This window comes from Synergistaceae bacterium DZ-S4, from assembly GCA_025943965.1.
GTDB lineage: Bacteria > Synergistota > Synergistia > Synergistales > Synergistaceae > Caenicola > Caenicola nitritireducens.
The window spans coordinates 135,647-154,562 of sequence record JAPCWD010000001.1; the positions used below are offsets into that span (position 1 = coordinate 135,647).

An 18,916-nucleotide genomic window follows, 5' to 3' on the forward strand; every position below is an offset into this window, starting at 1 on the left:
CGCAATATCCAAGATGTTTTCTTTTTCTTTTTTTTGAATTATCATTGAATATACTGTGATTTATTTAAAAGGCCATAACGTGGATCAAGCAATGGCGGAAGGAATTAAAATGACAACACTTCAGCTCTTTTTTTTCTTTTTTAAGATCAGCACGGTCACATTCGGTGGCGGAATAGTAATTCTGGGTATGGTCAAGCTGGGCCTGGCAGACAGGGATGACATAACTGAAAGCGAGTTCTCTGACATGCTTAGCCTTGCCGCTTCGGTACCGGGCCCTTTGGCTGTATCCATAGCATGGCTGCTGGGCAGGCATTACAGGGGACTTAAAGGAAGCTTGGCAGCAGTGGCAGGAGCCGTCCTTCCGCCCTTTCTTATCGTCCTTGCCCTGTCTCCGGTGATAATGAAGTATTCTGACGACCCGCGGGTCCAGGGTTTTTTCAAAGGCGTACTGGCCGGGACCGGAGCTATCATCACAATGGTAGTATCTGACAATGTCAGATCCACTCTTATATCCGGCTGGTGGAACCTCGTTCCTTTTGCCGTCGTAGTTGTCCTCATCGGACTTTTTGGAGCCCATCCCCTTATTTCCATGCTGGCGGCCTTTTCTCTTCAGCTGTTGAAGGAGAGGCTGACAGTGAGATGAAAGTTCTTCTCGACCTGGCTTTATCGTTTTCGCAGATCGCTGCCGGTGCTTTCGGCGGTGGGCTTTCGACGCTCCCCCTGATCGAATACCAGCTTGTAAAGGCTACAGGATGGCTCACTGAATCCCAGTTCAACCAGGTACTTGCCCTTTCCCAGGTCACTCCAGGCCCCATCGCGATCAATGCGGCAACATTCGTAGGATACCAGCAGGCAGGGATCCCAGGGTCCGCCGTCTCTACCCTGTCCGTAGTGACAGTACCCATCCTGATCTTGTGTGCTCTTCTGTTTCTTCTTAATAAAGCCGATGCCGACAAAGGCAGGATATTTAAAGACCTTATCCGTCCCATAGTTGCGGGCCTTCTGGCACTTTCTCTTGTTTCTCCGCTTACAGCTACGGCCCAAAACGGTTTTGCGGCGATATCGATGCTCATTTTAGGAATAGTCCTCTTCCGTTTTTGCGAATTTTTTAAAAAATATCCTCCCGCACTGCTTGTTATTTTTGGTGTAATTGGTGCGTTCCTATTTTCCTGAAATATTAAAATGCTGCGAAACAGGCATCAAAAACTGTTACATGAATAATAATTCACAAATACTGTGATATTTTATCTGTTAAGGCTCCTTTTCATTAAAAAAACACGGGATTGGCACATAAACAGAAATATCAGTCTTGCTCATATCATGACAGGTGAGATTGACTAAAAAGCCTGTTTGATGTAACTTGTTATCGTGATTCTCCGGTTTTTCAGTTAACCGTGCAAATGGTACAGCCGGACGAATTTGAAATATTAGATTTTGAAATTTTGAAAATAGTTAGACAGTTAGAGTTTTACTTAGTGTACGGAAGGGAGGGCTGTAAAAGAGTAAAATTATCGTATAGTTTTTATTCAGGGTTTTGATCACCCAACGCATCAAAAGTTATCATCGAACAACAAGAAATAGAAACTTGAAGGGAGAGTATTTTTGATGAAGAAATTTGCAGTTATCCTCGCAGTTATGTTTCTGTTCGTAGCAGCAGTAGGCCCGGCAACAGCAGCCCCCATCGTTTTCCGCTTCGCAGGACAGTCGCCCCCCGAGCACATGGCCACAAAGACGATGAACGAAATGGCCAAAGAGATCAACCAGAAGACCAACGGCCGCGTAGAGATCAAGGTATATCCGGCCAACCAGCTCGGCAACTACTCTCTTGTTATGGAAGAGATGATCCGCGGTACGATCGACATGTCCATGATGTCGATAGCCAGCGAATTTGACCCCCGCCTCGAGCTCGTTTACGTAAACGGGTTTATAAGCGGTTACGAGGATGCCAAGAAAGTCTTCGTTCCCGGCGCGTGGCTGCCCAACAAACTGAATGAACTTTCTTCAGCCCTCGGAGTTAGACTGATCGGTTCCTACATCGAAGGAATGATCGGTATCGGATCAACGAAGCCCCTCAAAGAACCCCTCAACCCGAAGGTCGACAAGGGCGTTCTCTGCAGAGTCCCGAACATGGACGTCTACACGCTCGGAGCAAAGGCAATGGGCTTCCGTCCCATCACTATCCCCTATTCAGATGTCTACCAGTCAATGCAGACCGGCGTCTGCGACGCGGTTGACGGCTACCCGGTAGCAGCGGCCTACACGATCCTCGGCGACGTCCTTAAGTACTGGTACCACACCAACTACTCAATGGAATACCTTGCGATCATGGTCAGCGAAAAGTCATGGAAAAAACTTTCAGCCGAAGACCAGAAGGTGTTCATGGATGTAGCGAAAAAATACACCCTTCTCTCGATAGACAACGCGAAGGCTGAAGACAACAAGTACATGGACCTCATGCAGAAGAAGGGCATAAAGGTCTTCAAGTACACGGAAGCCGAACTCAAGCCGATCAAAGAAGCATGCATCACGACATGGGAAGAGCTTGGCAAGCGCGGTATGACAGAACCTCTCATGAAGGAGTTCAAACAGCATCTCGGCAATCTGTAATATTTTTTCGTTACAATAAATAAAGCAACATCATAATAAGACCAAGCAACATCCGGGAGATCCGCGGGGAGGATTTTCCTCCCCGGATTTCCTTTTTTTGAAAGGAGCCTTATTTATGACACAGACGCAGTGTAAGTACGTGGAAGAAAATGTTTACGAAGAACCGATCTCAACGGTCAGACCCGCAACGAACCCCTTTGACAAGATAGTGACCAGGACATTTGCGATCATCTGTTTTGTCATGGCGATCACCCTCGCAATAATAATAAGCGCTGCGACCGTTATGCGCTATGTTCTTGAGATGGACCTCTACGGCTACGAGGAATGGATAAAGATATTCGCTTTCTGGCTCTATTTCATGGGGGCGGGATACGGAGCCTTCGCCGGATCGCATGTCTCAGCCGACCTTGTTCAGTCTTATGTTAAAGAAAGTACTTTTAAAAGGCTGCTGGTATTTACCAAGACAGTCGTGACACTTGGAGTCACACTTCTTTTCACATGGTGGGGATGGGACTTCTTTTACTTCGGTTTTGCCGGCCCGCTTGGCACAGGTGTCGCAATACCCAAGACAGTCGCATGGAGGATACCTCTGTGGACAGGATACCTCCCGATCTTCATAGGTCTCTTCTTCATGTCCTACTATTTCATGTGGGACATGATCAGGGCCGGAAAAGCTCTTTTCGCTGGAGGTAAGACAGAATGATCTATATAGCACTTATTATACTGATGGCATGTCTGACGATAGGAGTCCCGGTCCCGGTAAGCTTCATGGCGTCATGCGCCTGGCTGATATTCTTCGGCGGGGTGGATCAGGTCGGTTACCAGGCAACACAGCTTCTGCCCTACGGTTTCACCCAGATGAACTCCGTCTCCCTGATAGCCATAGCGATGTTCATACTCGCGGGCGGGATCATGGAGAGAGGCCGCATCGCCGAGAAGCTTATCGACATGGTAGACGTCTTTGTGGGACATATCAGGGGCGGACTTGGAGTAGTCGGCATAATTTCCTGCGCCGTATTCGGATCCATCTGCGGAGCGGCCTGTGCGACCCTTTCCTGCATAGGCGCCATCATGTTCCCGCGTTTCAAGGCCGGCGGCTACCCGATGGGACACGCCTGCGCCCTTATGGCGAACGCATCGCTGCTTGGACTGCTCATCCCGCCTAACGCGACCCTGATCATATTTGCCTGGATAAGCGGTATCTCTGTTCTTGCGTGCTTCCTTTCGACTATTGGCCCCGGAATAGTTACGATAATCCTCCTGGGCCTGGTCAATCTCTGGATGCTCCGTGACAATAAGGAGATCCTCGTCAGCCAGAAACGCACACCAAAAGAACGTTACGATATGTTCATGAAAAGAGGGCGTCTTGCCATTCCGGCACTCTTCATGCCGGTCATGGTCCTCGGAGGCATCTACGGCGGAGTAATGACCACAACGGAAGCCTCGGCTCTTGCTGTCGTCTACTGCATCCCGATCGGTCTTTATATCTACAAGGGACTTAACTGGAAGACCCTTTTCAACATAGTGGTCGAGGGATCGATAACGACGGGCGTTATCATGGTAATGCTCTATTCCGTCTCGATGCTCTCGAGGCTGTACATACTCGAAGACCTGCCCGGTAAGGTGCTCGACCTCTTTTACACGATATCATCGAACCCATATATCATTATGTTTATGATAAACGTGTTCCTGGTCCTCATGGGAATGCTCATGGACGACATCAGCGTTGTTGTTCTTACCACGCCGATACTGCTTCCGATAATAGCGAAACTCGGAGTAGATCCTGTACACTATGCGGCAATAGTGGGAGTCAACACGGCACTCGGGTGCATAACGCCGCCCTGTGCTCCGGTGCTCTATCTGAGCGGAAGGGTCGGTGGGGCATCGATCAACGAGATCATGAAGCCGGCACTGACCTTCATGGTTCTCTGCTGGATCCCGGTGCTTGCTGTAACGGCGTACATACCGAAAGTCTCGCTCTTACTGCCCCATCTGATCCTGGGGCTTCCCTGGTAAGAAAGAAAAATCGTTTATCGGCAAGAAATCATCGAAGCTCCCGCCTGAGGCTGGGAGCTTCGATTTTTATACTGATAGCACTTAAGCATTTATACTGAAATCGATCCATTCTTGTATATGAGGCCTGTCTATCTGATATAATATACAGTTGAGCAAACGGAGTTTTTTTGATTGGAAGCGATAATGTGTATTTTTACAAAGATCTTTTTGCCTCTCTCTGTTTCATATTTTTCGGTGCGGCACTGGCCTTCAACGATGCCTATCTTTATTTTGGCGCGATGATGTGCGCATGCCTTTCTACCACCGCTCACAGGAAAAAATGGCCTGATCCCCTCTGGGCGACGCTTATGATGGAAGATATTAAGAGTAAATTCGAGTCTTTCAGAAGGCGTTTCGATCCCAGTAGCGAATTTACCAAAGAGGATGAGGTAGGACCGCTTCCCCCTCTCGAATAGTAAAACGGAGAGCAGCGTACGAGAATAATTAAAATTGAAATATCACGCCCCTCATACTGGGACGTGATATTTTTATTGCAACAATTGCTTATTTTTACCTGAGGATAATTTGCAAACAAAAGCAAGAACGGCTTTACATCCTGTTACAGAGCGAAGAAATGTGTTTTGCGGACTGATGTTGGATCAGGTATTCAAAAATATTAATCGAATAAACCATAGTGTTAAACCTTATGATAAATAGTCTTACCTTGACAAGACATTCAAACTGATATATCTTTTGTTTCAATAAAACTAAAGTCAAAAAGAAAATTTCTGATTTACAGAAGAAGACATAGTAATAATTTTATTTCTCCAAATTATTGAAATTAAGTGAATTAATTTACAAACGATAAAAAATATCAGCCATGCTAGGCTGTGAAAAAAGAACCAAAACTTGAGAGGAGAGCATATACCATGAAAAGCACCAAAAAGTTTGCACTTGTACTAGCAGTGATGATGGTACTGGTCGCAATGGCATCGGCAGCATCGGCAGCAGAAGTGAACCTGCGTTTTGCCGGTCAGTTCCCGCCCGATCATACTGCGACGGGATTCATGAAAGAAGTTGCGAAGGAAGTTGCCGCGAAGAGCAACGGACGCATCGACATCAAAATTTTCCCCGCAAACCAGCTCGGAGACTATACCCTTGTATATGAAGAGCTCATCCGCGGCACCATCGACATGGCCCTCATTTCTGTACCCAGCCAGTTTGACCCGAGGATGGAACTTGTCTACATCAACGGTTTTGTAACAGGCTACGACGGCATAAAGAAGGCTTTCAAGCCCAACGGATGGATGGCAAAGAAAATGGACGAATTCCATACAAGACTCGGAGTCAAGTTCCTTGGCTTCAACGTTGAAGGCATGATCGGGATAGGAAGCACGAAACCTGTCAGGGATCCCCTTGACCCCACAGTCAATAAGGGCGTTCTCACCAGGGTGCCTTTCATGGATGTTTACAAGACCGGTGTAGAGGCAATGGGATACAAGACGATATCGCTTCCCTATGCTGACATCTTCCAGGCAATGCAGACCGGAGTCTGCGACGCAGTCTCCTCCATACCGCCGGCACTTGCATACACGGTGCTCAAGGATGCTATGAAATACTGGTACCAGACGAACTACTCGCTTGAAAACGAATCATACCTCATGAGCCAGAAGACATGGGGCAAACTGAAGCCGGCCGATCAGAAGATCATCTTTGACGCTGTTACCAAGGTAGCGGCAAAGTCCATCGATCAGGCGAAGAAAGACGACGCACGTTACATGGATCTGATGAGGAAAAAGGGCATAAAGGTCTACACATACACAGACAAAGAACTTGCACCGATCCAGGCGGCCATTTCAAAAAGCTGGGTGAAGCTCGAAGCCAACATGGGCAAAGATCTTATGGATGAGTTCCGTAAGCAGTTCGCACCCAAGAGCAAATAACGACAAGCTCCAAAATAAATGAAAAATGGGAGGCGGCGTATGTCTATTGCTCCGTCTCCCATCTGTATTATTAAAGCAAACCTTTATGATGCGCCATCAGTGCCCCGTTATTATCTCAAGTATCTCCTCAGCGGCACGGGGCCTGGAAAACTTTTTCGTACCTTTGGTCAGGCCATCCATAACACTCTTGTTTTCCAGCATCTCCAGTGCCTCTTCTGCCGCCTTGCTGCAGTCTTTCAGGCATCTTGCCGCGCTGCCTGCGCAGAGCAGGTCCATGTTGAGCTGCTCCTGACCGGGAATAGGCTCCATCAAAAGCAGCGGGAGCTCCGCGGAAAGAGCCTCGGATAGCGACAGCCCTCCCGGTTTCATCACGGCAAGGTCGGAAGCCCGGTAGTATTCGGGCATGTTGTCCACGAAGGGGACGATCCTGACGTTCTGACATCCGCTGTACACTGAAGTAAGTTTTTTATACAGACGAAGATTATTTCCGCATATCACGAGGGTCTGGAGCTCCTTTTCTGCGGCAAGTGATCTTGTTACATCGATAACAGGTCCCGCACCGATCCCCCCTCCAGTGACCAGGACGGTCTTTTTCGATTGATCGAGTCCGAGCCGGTCCCTCGCAGTAATTTTTGATATAGGAGAGCTATATTTTCTTGAGACCGGTATTCCAGTGTTGAAAACATTGTTTATGCCGTCTGCCCGATACTGTTCAAGCGCGGCCTCACTCGCTGCAAATGAGGCGGAAAAAAGGTCGCTTCTCTGGAACCTGTGGGTGATAAAGTCAGTATTTACGTAGTACACCGGTATCTTTAGGCGGTTCCTTGCCGCAAAAACCGAGGCTCCGAAGTAATGAGTGAAGACAACAGCCTCAGCTCCGGAGGAAGATACAATCTCTTCGATGCCCGGGAGGTATATTTTGCATAAAATCGAATGTATATGGTCGAAAATCGATGCCTGGAAGGAGGGCTTGTCCGATCCCCAGTAAAATCTGCCCCAGATCGATGGAGCGTGCCGCGCTATAAGAAGATATCCCATAGATACAGTACCTCGCAGCCAAAAAGGCAGCACTTCAAGCACATCCATGCAGATCGCCGTATTTTCGCGTGACCGCCCAAGGTGCCACTCTCTCAGATTTTCGGCGGCGGCCTTGTGTCCGGTCCCTTCAGAAGCGTAGAGGAATGCTATAGATCTCAAATTTTATCCAGCCCTTTGAACAGGTCCCCCAGCGTGACATTTGGGGTCTCGGACCCTTCTCTCTCCTGCCTGATGGCAGCCAGTACCGTCTCCCGTATCTGATCCTCACTGTAGTTGGAGGGGAAATAGAGCGCGGCTGCGTCTTCGTGGCCGCCTCCCCGTATCTTGCTGCCGTCCTTAAGCAAGGCAACGATCTTACCGGCAAGTCCGTCACGGCTTCGAAGAGAAAGAGCCCAGTCGCCCCCCATCCTCTTTGCTGAAACTGCAGCAATTTTTGTGGGGTTAGGTTCTCTGTCCAGTATCAATCCGCAGAAGTCGGAAACGTCGCCGAATTCGAGAAGCCCGTCACCGACAAAGGAAAGGTCGTCCCCTATCCTTGATATTTTTGTCTTTGCCAGTTCAAATCTTGCTTCCTGGCGGTCCACAAAATCCTGAGCGGCGTTCCGCTCTCCTTCCGTCAGTTTGGCAGAAGGATCCGAAACAAGTCTCATCAGTACGCCCCATGGTCCGCAAATCGTAACGAGTCCCTGCCAGAGACGGCTTTCGGGTATCTCACCAAGCCAGAGATCCCGGTCGTTGGTAATATTCACCAGAGGTCCCATGTCGTCAACGATCTTTCTGGCCCCTGCATCGAGATCCTGCTTGATGAGCCAGTTCCGGTAGACCATTGCCGCGCAGCATCCGGTGTCCACTACAGCCCATTTTCTGTTGCTGTACCTGTCAAAAGTGCTTTTGTGATGGTCGAATATAAAGGGAGAGCCACCCCCGGGGAAAAGCCTGTCAATATCATCGACTGTGCGGTCCCTTTGACAGAAAAGATCCAGAACGACCAGCCTTTGTCCGGAATCAAGCGATTCAAGAATGGCATTGTCCACCTCACCGTAACCCATAAGCGAGACCTTTATAGGCAGCCCCGACAACCTTCCGGCATGCCAGGCGAGAGCTGCAGATACGACTCCGTCCAGGTCTGTATGGCTTATTATCCGTAGAACCTTTTCTGTCTGCATGTGTAGTTCCTCCCCGTTGAGGCAGATACGCACATAATTCTACAGCATTGATGACAAAATGGCATAAAATAGCTTTATTGCGGCTTGATTTGCATGAGGTTATAATCAATTTAGTGTGTTGCCAGAGTGAAATTCAAGAAGGGGAAATATAATGATCAAAGCGGTCATTGATATCGGCACAAATTCGGTCAAGTACCTGCTCGCAGAGGTTTGTAGCAATGATAAGCCCATAATCCTTAAAGACATGGTAAAGATAACGAGGCTGGGGGAGGGGCTCAGTAAAACGGGGCGGATCAGTCCGCAGGCACTTCTAAGAAGCGCAGAGACCGCAGAGGAATTTGTCCTGGACGCAAAAAAGAGCGGAGCCGGAGAAATACGGATCGTCGGAACGATGGCACTCCGGACAGCTTTGAACGCAGCGGATTTTATGCGCAGGATCTGGGAACATGCCGGGGTTGAGACAGAGGTGCTTTCGGGGGAGGATGAGGCGACCCTCTCGTTTTGGGGTGCCCTCTCAGGCTTCGATCCCGGCAATGTCAAAAACTGTTGTATGATCGACACAGGCGGGGGAAGCACCGAACTGGTCTTTGCGCGTGAAGGGCAGATCGTCTCCCGGTCGAGCCTGAAAACGGGAGCACTTACGCTCACGGAAAAGTATTTCTCAAAAGATATCGTGTCACAGGAAGACCTGATGAATGCGGAGGATGAATTAAAAGAGCTGTTCGCCTTAACGAAACCCCCATTCAGGGCGGAGATGGCCGTAGGCATCGGAGGAAATGTGACCGCCATGGCCTCCGTATTCAGGAGAATGGAGAGGTATGATCCGACAGAAGCGCACGGAACGATACTGTCAGAGGAAGAGATAAACAGGCAGATAGGGGAATACTCGACCAAGACCGGTGATGAAAGAAGGAAGATAAAAGGCTTAGATCCGGAAAGAGCCGACATTATACTGGCCGGAGCATGCATCATCAGATATGCTATCCAGTTTTGCGGATGCAGCGAGATAGTTGTAAGCGACAGGGGCCTCAGGCACGGTGTTTTGTTGAGCATGTAAAAAAAGGCCGGGCAGAAGAGGCAGGTCTTATGGCCGGAGGTGAGTGAGACGGAAATTAGCGACAGTATCGTGAACATAATAGGCGGCCTCGCGCTCTTCCTCTATGGAGCACAGGAAAGTGCCCGTTTCTTCAAGCATGATATAAGCGGAAGCCTGAGGGAGGGCATAGAGAAGCTGAGCGGGAGCGGGACCGGTTCCTTCTTGCTCGGGGTCCTCCTGGCTGCTGTGGCGCAAAGCAGCGCCATCGCGATATCTTTCGGGGTGGGTTTTGTCGATGCCGGAATACTTTCTCTTGCCGGTTCGCTTTTGATGGTCATGGGGGCAAGTCTTGGAGGGACACTGGTCTCGATCTTTCTCAGCCTCAATATATTTGACTATGCCCCGATCCTGTTTGCAGGGGCCTTTTTCCTCAGCAAAATGAGGAACAGGAAGGCCCGCCTCTTTGGAGGAGTTATGAAGAGCATAACAATCATTTTCCTCGGTATGATGTTTCTGAAGATGGGGGCAGTATCACTTTTCGAGGACGCAATGTTCAGGGATACCGTGCTGTCGTGGTCATCTTCTCCTTTAACCATCGGAACCGCTGCCTTCACGTTTGCGGCAGTCTTTCAAAGCAGATCTGCGATAATCGGACTTGGGATAGCAATGGCCCTTTCTGACGCCCTTCCCGCAGCATCAGCCCTGCCGGTCGCACTCGGAGCCCATCTTGGGTCGTCCCTCATCGCAGTTGCCTCAGGATTTGGGGGAAGACTGAGCGCAAGAAGGCTTGGTTTTTGTTCTTCCGTCTACTATCTGACCGGCACGGCCGCGTTTGCTTTTTTGGTCCCTTCCGCTCACAGGCTGTTAAGCGGGACAGGCCTTGATGTAGTCCAGGAACTTGTTTATGGCCAGATATTGATCGCCCTGTTCAACATAGCGATCATACTGCCTTTTTCTCCATTGCTCAGCACTCTGTCAACACGACTTGTCACGGCCTCCGGAGAATTGGAGCAGCCTATGTATATCGAGGAAGAGCTGCTTTCGGTCCCGACTGTCGCGGTGTTGCTCCTGTCTAGAGAGATGGCCAGGCTTTCAAACTGTATTGAAGCATATATGCAGATGCTGATGATACCCTCAGAGAGGGACAGGGAACTTTTTTATAAACTGCCTAACGCGATAGAGGAACTCAGCAGATCATGTCAGGACTACTCCTACAGGATACAGGCCGGCGGAGAAGGGCCGAAACTTCAGGAAAAATTTGCATCGGTGAGCAGAACGATGTCCATACTTCGTTCAATGTCGAAGACTCTTTGCGGGGAGATCAGCGAAATACTTTCGGATGAAGCCGCATGCTTGACGCTAAGGGAAAGGGCGGGAGCAAAGCTTTGGAACGAATGGACCGCTCTCTCAGGAAAGATAATGCGTACAAGCCTGAGAGCCTTTGTGATAGGAGAAAAGGGACTGATAGAGAAGACCGGAGAACTGGAAAAAGAATACGGAGAACTATGCAGGAAGATAAGAGACGGACTTACCGGCAATTATTCTTACGGGAGAAACATTTCTAAAGCAATAAGGGTGATATCTTTGATGCAGGGTTTCCTTGGAATGTCAAAGATCCTGGCGGAAGACGAAGAGTTATACAAAATGCCCGAAACTCAAGGTCCCTGCTGAGAGTACACTTATGAAGGGGATGAGATGGATGTCGGAAAACAACGGAGAAGATAAAAAGCAGAGCAGTCTCCAAAGATATCTATACGCCGCGGATAAAGAGAGACTTCGGACTCTTCTTGAAGAGATGTCACAGATCGCTGCAGCCTCAATTGAAACGGCGGTCGGCGCGCTTAGGTCGGGAGATGCCGTACTGGCTGAAAAAGTTATTGAGGGAGACGACCTGATAGATGAAAAAGAAGAGCAGATCGATCAGGAATGCCTCTATTCGATTGCGATGAGGCAGCCGATGCGCGAGGATCTTCGTTTCGTCTATTCTGTCATGAAGATCATAGTAGACCTTGAAAGGATAGGAGACCAGTCGGTCAATATCGCGATGAACGTAAGGGATCTCCCTGAAGGCATAACTTTTCCCGAAGAGATGATACCTTTTGTTGAAAAAATGGCAGAAGAAAATATAAAAATGATCGGGGAAGTCATGCAAGCCTTCGCCGGAGAGGACGAAACAGTCATATGTACCGCAAGAGAGAGAAGAAAGTTGATAAAGGAGACGAGGAGCAACGCTGTTTCGATGCTTGACAAGATCATTGCCTCTGAAAAGGCCTGCGAAAACGACAGGATGAGACTTTTCTGCACCGTGATACTGACATTGAGACATCTCTCCCGTATCTCCGATCACGTGCTGAACCTTGCAGAGAGGGTATCGTTCATTGCGACGGGGATATCCCCCCTGACGCTTAAAAGGGCGCAGGAAAAAAGTCAGCCGAAAACTTTATTCGATAAAGAGGGCTGAATCTCCCCCAAGCCATTTGAACAGCCTTTTCAGAAAGAACGCTGCGATGAAGCAGCCAAAGATGTCGCCTACAGGAAAAGACATCCACACCCCCCAAAGGCCAAAGTACCTGGGCAGGATGATAAGGGGAAGGAAGAGGAAGACGGCATGCCGAAATACGGACAGGGTTATTGCCTCCTTCGCCCTGCCCAGGCCGAGAAGAGCCGAATTGGTCACTATGGTCACACCCATGAATACAATGCCTATATAGCCTATCCTCATTCCCGGGACTCCAATAGCCAGCAGCTCCGGATCATTATTGAAGAGCAGGATCATCTCCCGGGCAAAGGTCTCAGCAACGACAAAACTCAGAAGATATAAGGATGTGACCATGTAGACTGCATATTTTATGGCGCCGATGACCCTGTCCGGCTTTCCTGCCCCGTAATTGTACCCTATGACCGGCTGTACAGCTTCTCCGATAGCAAGAGCCGGGAGGAAAAGAATAGAGTCAAGGCTCAGAAAGACGCCCATTGCTGAAAGCCCGATATCTCCGCCGTATTTCCTCACCATATTGTTCATCAGCGTCATGTAGAACACGAAGGAGAGTTCCGTAATGAAGGGAGAGCTCCCTACGGCACAGATCTTTTTGATTACCTTCGTCCTCAGCCTGAACAGGAAACTGAGCCTTATCCTGACCGGGCTTGAGCCGGAATAGAAAAACCAGATGCCGCAGACGGCGGCCGCGCCCTGTGCAAGCACTGTACCCAAAGCCGCACCTTCTACGCCCATCCCCATTTTCACTATGAAAAGCGCATCAAGCAGAATATTCGAGAAAGCACCGAGTATCTGTGTCCCCATTGCATATCGTGGATCCCCGCATGCCCTGATGAGGGAATTTATGCCATGCCCCATAAGGGCCATAGGGCCTCCAATGAGGATGATACGAAGATAATTCCTTGCGAGGGGCAATATTTCTTCACCGGCACCCGAAAGCCTCAGGAGAAAGTCGACACCGAATATGCTGAGTCCCATCCCCGCAAAGCCCACTGCAGCAAGAAGCGTCAGTGTGTGTGCGAGGGCCTGTTCAGCGGGCCGCTGTTTCCTTGCTCCTCTCAAGATGGCCACCCTTGACGATCCGCCTACTCCTATGAGGAGAGAGAAAGAGAACATGAGCAGCATTACCGGAAAAGAGAGGGTGATGGCTGCAAGTCCATCGGTTCCCACGTATCTTCCCACGAAGATGCGGTCAACGATGTTGTAGATAGCTCCGGCTATCATTCCGATCATGGCAGGGAACGCAAAATGGATCAGGAGCTTTGGTATCTTCTCCTGATCTATCAGCATTTGTCTTTTTGCCGGATCAGCAGGCTGGGTGATTTACTATCAATCCTTTCATTCATGAGAAGCAGACCGGGACATTATACAACGATGATGCTTTCTTTAGGATCTTGCTTTGGATTACCTGATATGGAGGTAAAAGGCTTCAGAAGTCCCGTCTATCTCCTCGCCCTTATTATCGTAGGCCTCGACGAATACAGTCAGGATCCTTCCGTTAAGGGGCTCGGGGAGAAGAAATAGGTGGCGGAATTCATATATAGAATCAAGGGACCATTCTTCATCGGAGCTCCTGTAATTCCTTTGGAGGAAGACAGCTTTTGATTCCTCGTGAATAACGCCGTCGATCATGTCGACGAACCTGTACCTTATCCTGCTTATCCGGTTTCCTACCACAAAAGTCCCGTCATCGTTCGGAATGACCTCGGAGAGCATCGGCTGGATGGGAGTTACCGCCCCGCAAATCGCGAGGGCTGCTCCAGGATCGGCGGAGACAGAATCGTGTACGTTCCAGTCGACCTTTTCGACGGTATCTTCGGGGTAATAGCGGTCCCTTAGGCTGCCTGTCTCGGCACGTACAATTTCAAGCCGGTCCCCGTTTTTAAACGCGACAAGTTTTCCTTTCTTCGTCTCTGTCCCGTACCATGTGCAGAATCTCAGGGAGGGTTCGCCTATACTGTAGTGATAGTAGGTCACATCTTCCGAGTCGAGCCATCCCTCGAAAGCCATACGCCCTAACTCGACCTCCTGGGCCGCGCACCTTTTTTCCTTTATGTTGTAAATGACCGCATGCACTTTACCTCCGACGTACTCAAGGGCATCGTTTGCCCTCCATCTGCGCGGGATCTCGTATACTGAGCCGTCTGCGCATCGCCAGTATCCGGGAAAAAGGTCCCTGTATATGCGAAACCCATTTTCTTCGGCGAAAGAGAGGACAGCCTTCATGTGTTCATCAGGTGAAAACCTTGCGAGGACCTTCTCCTGGACTGTTCCGAACATGACATCTGCCTCCGTTCGGGCGAGGACCTGCCCATCTGCTTCAGCTGTGACAAGAACTCTGTAGAGCTTCCATCCGAGTTCTTCTGGGTATGCATACCCTGTATCAAAATCTTTGGTCGCGCCGCCCTGGATCAGGACTGCAAAGCGGTCTTCCGTCACTATGGCTTTCAGTGAGGGGTCATAGAAACTTTCAGGGTCACCGTGCCTGTAAACGAGGTCAGGTGGAGGAAATTTGTATAATGTATCACGGCTAATGTCCACCCAGGGTGCCTTTCCTTCATATCTGTAGTAAATGTCTTTTTCAGGTGTCAGCCCTGTAAGAGGGTCAACGCAGCTGCTGACGGTCCTTACCGGGATGATCTTCCCGTCCCTTACAAGGCCCGTCTCTGCAACATCTACTTTTATGTCAAAGGGCAGCTCTTCGGGGGTGATGCCGTCCCGGTCGATCCTGCCTATAACGTAAAAGTCCCTCCCTGATTCAAGGACCTGCTCTTCCGGAGAGGGAGACAGAATAGATATGGAAAGAGCCTCCGAAGAGGATGTCAGAGTGCATATCAGGAGGGCTGCAGAGATCAAAGCGATCTTTATGGAACTTTTCATACACCGATCGGCCTCCCTCTTTTAGCAGCAAGACCCTCCATATCGATCCTGCGTTCCCGCCAATCATACATCAAGTAGAAAACTAAGTTCAATACGGATCATCCGTACATTGGGCGCAAAGATCAAAAAAGGCGGCCCCTCTCATATTTGTCATAGGGAAGGCCGCCCGCGTACCAAAGAGCTATCGTCAGCTTATTTCTTTTTGTCATTTCGTTCAGGAGCCGCTTTCATCAAAGCAAGTACCGTAGTTGCAAGTTTTCCCTTCGTAAGTGGCTTGTCGCCTGCCAGGCCGTCAATAACTCCGCGGTATCTTGTAAGATCCTTTTTGAAAAGTTCTCCGATCCATCCGGATAAATTATCCTGAGTAACGAGTCCCTGAAGCTCTCTCTTTGGGAACTTATCAATGCCGAGAGCCTTTCTGAAGACGTCCCTCACTTCCACCCAGTGCATTTCATCGTAGACACCAAAGAACCTTTCCGAGAGTGGATCCATATAACCGTAGAGCATTGCTGCCTCGACTCCGGCCCATGACGGAGAGTAGTTCGGGACATCCTCAAAATCAAAGAGGGAAAGCCGGCTCTTCGCTCTCCAAAGCTCAGTCTGGATAGCGATAGGCCGGAGCTTTCTGGGCTGGACTTTTTCCATTACAGCAAGAGCGGCGATAGCACCGGCGGCCTGTCCTGTCAGCATCGTTACGGGCTGAAGCCTTGTCGAACCGTTAACGACCCTTGAAACGGATATATTTTTCTCTGCAGCCACAAGGCCGTCCAGTTTTTCCGGGACAAAGACCTCAAACGGTATCTGGAAGAGCCCCCCGTCGCCGTTCCAGTCATTTGGGATCTTTTCCTTAGTCTCGCCCAGGTCTGCCTCCAGGTAAATGCTGTCGTTTTTTCCGTGTATGTCTATCGGATATTCGCCAAGGGCAAGGCTGTGCGGTTTTGAAAAAAGGGCCCTGCCCAGCGTTTCATCCCTTAAGATGTCGTCCACTGTCATGGTTTTTATCCCCACGATCCTTCGGCTCTCTCTGACATAGGGAAAGGGGGGAAAATGGGAGAGGATAGGGCGGTATTTTTCCGGGAGTTCTGCCCAGTTTGCCCAATCTGTGCTGAACCAGCCTCCGTACCCCTGCCTGTTGTCAACAGACCAGTCAGACATGCCCAGCTCCGTCTGGATATAGTATAGGAACGCGAGGGTCTTGAGCATCGCCTCTCTGGTGGCAAGGACCCTGAAGCTGGGACTCTCAAGGAATTCCACTGAAAGGCCCGGAGTGCTTCCGTTCTGCCCCGGATAGTCATTCGCCCAGTTAATGGCAGTCTTTGAGATCTTTGGCCATGTTTCGGGCTTTCCTCCGTCAATGAAAGTGCTGTTCGAAGGGTCGGGTATTGCCCGGTAAGCATTGTGTACGACCGGGCTGAAAGGGTACTCTCCCGGCCATGTGCTTCCGTTTTTCCTGATGGTCATCCTGAATTTGAAAAGGTGGTCCGTGTATCCGGGAGGCGGGCCCTGTACCCTAAGCTCGGGAGGCAGTCCCTCTTTGTACTGTTTAATTACTGCGGGATAAGTGATGTCCTGGATGATCGCATTTTTGTCTATCTTGGGCGACAGAGAGTTTCCGGCCCGGTACCTGGCACCGGAAAGGGCGATAAGATCTCCGCATTCCGTAGCGTCAATAAAGACCTTAGCTGAGATGTTAATATTTTTCCCGTCGACCTGTACATCGACGGAACGGATCCTGTTATCCGTCACTTTTGCGGAGAGAGGTCTGGCTTTCAGTATTATGTCGATCAGTCCGGCCTGTCCGAGCATCTCCTTTAAAATCATCTGGCCGACCCATGGCTCAAATGCAATGGTGTCGCTTCCCCAGTAGCAGATATTGTAATTTGTATTTCTTGCGGAGTAATATTCACGGACCTTTGTTATGAACTCAAGGTATATTCCGGTACGGGTCTTTGTCTTGTCATCCATCGTCGAAACGGCGGCTCCCGTCATCTGTCCGCCTATCCAGTCAGATTCCTCTATAAGGGCGACTGACATCCCCATTCTTGCTGCCTGAATGGCTGCCGAGCATCCGCCTGAGCCCGCGCCTATCACCGCTACATCGTAGAGCCGCTCTTCTGCGTACGCGCTGCCGGTATATTTGGAAATTAAAATAAAAAATAATGAAATAAGCAAGGTAATTTTTTTTCGCAAAACCATGACCCCCGCAAAAACTGAAATTATTTCGTAGTATTGTATATTACTTTACAGAAACGCCATCTTCTCCGAGGATTGAAACTTTTCACAGAAAAATAATTCTGTATGTCTCATTCTGAGCAGCTAAGAAAGGGAGACGATGATCCCAGTTTATCTGGGAAAAATAATGCCGAGAAAAAACAAAGGGCTGGCGTGCCTAAAAGACAAGCCAGCCCTATTATTTTACGCTCTCTTTATTTGGGAATGGTTCCCTCGACGCCTTCAACGAACCAGCTCATACTGAGCATCTCGCCATCGGTGAGCTTTTTGCCCTGCTGGACAACTATCTTGCCGTCCTGGCCTTTGATCGGTCCGTGGAAGACATCCCACTTGCCGTCAAGGATCTTCTTCTTTTCGGCAGCGACAAGTTTCTTTGTATCTTCGGAAACAGCCTTTCCGTACGCAGAAAGGTCGACCATTCCGTCCTTCATGCTCCACCAGATCTGCTCGGATTTCCAGGTGCCCTTCTCAATGTTCTTGACTGCGTAGTCGTAGTACTTGCCCCAGTTCCAGATAGGCGTCACGAGGTGGCGTGTGGGAGCATACTTATCCATCGGGTTGTTGTATCCGATGACCCACATGCCGAGCTCTTCAGCAGCCTGAGGCGCACCGCCGGTGTCGGCGTGCATCGCTATTGTGTCGCATTTTGCATCGAAGAGAGCCTTTGTTGCCTCTTTTTCCTTTGCCGGATCATGCCATGAGAATATCCAGACGACTTTTACCTTTGCATTGGGGTTGGCCTTGCGGACTCCAAGGGTGAATGCATTTATGCCGCGGATTACTTCGGGGATCGGATAGGCTGCGACATAACCGATAAGGTTGGATTTCGTTGCTTTGCCGGCAACCAGTCCTGAAAGGTAACGGGGCTGATACATGCGGCCGAAGTATGTGCTCACGTTCGGGGCCACTTTGTAGCCCGAGCAGTGCATGAAATAGACGTCGGGATATTTCTTGGCTACGTTGATGACGTGATCCATGTAACCGAAGGAGTTTGCAAAAATGACCTTAGATCCGTTGCGTACAGCCGTCTCCATGACTCTTTCTGCATCGGGGCCTTCGGGCACGGATTCCACTATCGAGCTTTTGATACCGGGGTTAAGCTTTTCCATCATTTTGCGGCCTTGGTCGTGCATGAAGTTGTATCCGCCGTCGCCCACAGGTCCTACATAGACAAAGGTCGGTTTCTGGTCGCTTATCTTGATGGGTCCCAAAGCTGCGAATGCTGCCGCAGCAAAGCAAAGAACAAGTAAAAATGCAATAATACCGCGTTTTTTCATATTGAAAGATCCTCCCCTTGATTTGATCTCCGACATCAGAGATTTGATGGTTTATGCCCAGTCTCTTTACCTCTCAACTGCATTGTAAGAATATCATAACAATTATTTTTTTGCCATGGAATTCCTTTACATAAATCAACTATTTTGCAGATATGTTTGAATTGGTCGATGATGCCGAAAGATGAAAAATATTGGTGAGACATAAATATTTTGTTTTTACGGCAGTATAGAATATAATTTTATCA

At 49.4% G+C, this 18,916-nt stretch carries 16 protein-coding genes; 10 read left to right on the forward strand and 6 right to left on the reverse strand.

The features are described 5' to 3' along the window. Positions 1-109: 109 nt before the first annotated feature. The 7 genes from OLM33_00680 (at position 110) to dctP (OLM33_00710) (ending at position 6,545) form a co-directional block, all read left to right on the forward strand. The gene (locus tag OLM33_00680; protein MCW1712188.1) at positions 110-643 is read left to right on the forward strand and encodes a chromate transporter; all 534 of its coding nucleotides are present in this window, start codon (positions 110-112) and stop codon (positions 641-643) included. Further along, the gene (locus OLM33_00685) at positions 640-1,173 is read left to right on the forward strand and encodes a chromate transporter (protein MCW1712189.1); all 534 of its coding nucleotides are present in this window, start codon (positions 640-642) and stop codon (positions 1,171-1,173) included. The genes OLM33_00680 and OLM33_00685 overlap by 4 nt, the downstream gene beginning before the upstream one ends. Before the next feature lie 432 nt (positions 1,174-1,605). Continuing rightward, positions 1,606-2,607 (forward strand): TRAP transporter substrate-binding protein DctP, encoded by a 1,002-nt coding sequence (gene dctP, locus OLM33_00690; protein ID MCW1712190.1) that lies wholly within the window; start codon positions 1,606-1,608, stop codon positions 2,605-2,607. Positions 2,608-2,722: 115 nt separating this feature from the next. Then, on the forward strand, positions 2,723-3,310 hold the full coding sequence (locus OLM33_00695) for a TRAP transporter small permease (GenBank protein MCW1712191.1): 588 nt from the start codon (positions 2,723-2,725) through the stop codon (positions 3,308-3,310). Continuing rightward, entirely contained in the window at positions 3,307-4,623 is a 1,317-nt protein-coding gene (locus tag OLM33_00700; GenBank protein MCW1712192.1) for a TRAP transporter large permease, read from the forward strand. Before OLM33_00695 ends, OLM33_00700 begins: the two co-directional genes overlap by 4 nt. A 185-nt stretch (positions 4,624-4,808) precedes the next feature. Then, positions 4,809-5,078: a hypothetical protein gene (locus OLM33_00705; GenBank protein MCW1712193.1), complete on the forward strand. Its 270-nt coding sequence runs from the start codon at positions 4,809-4,811 to the stop codon at positions 5,076-5,078. Positions 5,079-5,531: 453 nt separating this feature from the next. Beyond that, entirely contained in the window at positions 5,532-6,545 is a 1,014-nt protein-coding gene (gene dctP / locus OLM33_00710) for a TRAP transporter substrate-binding protein DctP (protein MCW1712194.1), read from the forward strand. A gap of 96 nt (positions 6,546-6,641) precedes the next feature. On the opposite strand, the gene OLM33_00715 is transcribed toward dctP (OLM33_00710), so the two are convergent. Together OLM33_00715 and OLM33_00720 are read right to left on the reverse strand one after the other, a co-directional pair. After that, positions 6,642-7,742 (reverse strand): glycosyltransferase, encoded by a 1,101-nt coding sequence (locus OLM33_00715; protein ID MCW1712195.1) that lies wholly within the window; start codon positions 7,740-7,742, stop codon positions 6,642-6,644. Then, positions 7,739-8,749, reverse strand: a complete 1,011-nt coding sequence (locus OLM33_00720) for a phosphohydrolase (protein MCW1712196.1) — start codon at positions 8,747-8,749, stop codon at positions 7,739-7,741. Before OLM33_00720 ends, OLM33_00715 begins: the two co-directional genes overlap by 4 nt. Before the next feature lie 151 nt (positions 8,750-8,900). Between OLM33_00720 and OLM33_00725 the strand changes: the two genes are divergently transcribed. From OLM33_00725 to phoU, 3 genes are all read left to right on the forward strand, one after another. After that, entirely contained in the window at positions 8,901-9,806 is a 906-nt protein-coding gene (locus OLM33_00725) for a Ppx/GppA family phosphatase (GenBank protein ID MCW1712197.1), read from the forward strand. A gap of 69 nt (positions 9,807-9,875) precedes the next feature. Then, positions 9,876-11,456, forward strand: coding sequence for a Na/Pi symporter (locus tag OLM33_00730; GenBank protein ID MCW1712198.1), 1,581 nt, complete (start codon positions 9,876-9,878; stop codon positions 11,454-11,456). 28 nt (positions 11,457-11,484) lie between these two features. Beyond that, positions 11,485-12,246, forward strand: coding sequence for a phosphate signaling complex protein PhoU (phoU, locus tag OLM33_00735; protein ID MCW1712199.1), 762 nt, complete (start codon positions 11,485-11,487; stop codon positions 12,244-12,246). Here phoU and OLM33_00740 read toward each other — a convergent pair. From OLM33_00740 to OLM33_00755, 4 genes are all read right to left on the reverse strand, one after another. Next, a complete protein-coding gene (locus OLM33_00740; protein ID MCW1712200.1) occupies positions 12,226-13,572 on the reverse strand; it encodes an MATE family efflux transporter in 1,347 nt (448 codons plus the stop codon). The genes phoU and OLM33_00740 overlap by 21 nt on opposite strands. Before the next feature lie 114 nt (positions 13,573-13,686). Beyond that, a complete protein-coding gene (locus tag OLM33_00745) occupies positions 13,687-15,162 on the reverse strand; it encodes a hypothetical protein (protein MCW1712201.1) in 1,476 nt (491 codons plus the stop codon). 192 nt (positions 15,163-15,354) lie between these two features. Continuing rightward, positions 15,355-17,352 (reverse strand): FAD-dependent oxidoreductase, encoded by a 1,998-nt coding sequence (locus tag OLM33_00750; protein MCW1712202.1) that lies wholly within the window; start codon positions 17,350-17,352, stop codon positions 15,355-15,357. Positions 17,353-17,588: 236 nt separating this feature from the next. Continuing rightward, positions 17,589-18,671 (reverse strand): BMP family ABC transporter substrate-binding protein, encoded by a 1,083-nt coding sequence (locus OLM33_00755; protein MCW1712203.1) that lies wholly within the window; start codon positions 18,669-18,671, stop codon positions 17,589-17,591. Positions 18,672-18,916 lie beyond the last annotated feature (245 nt).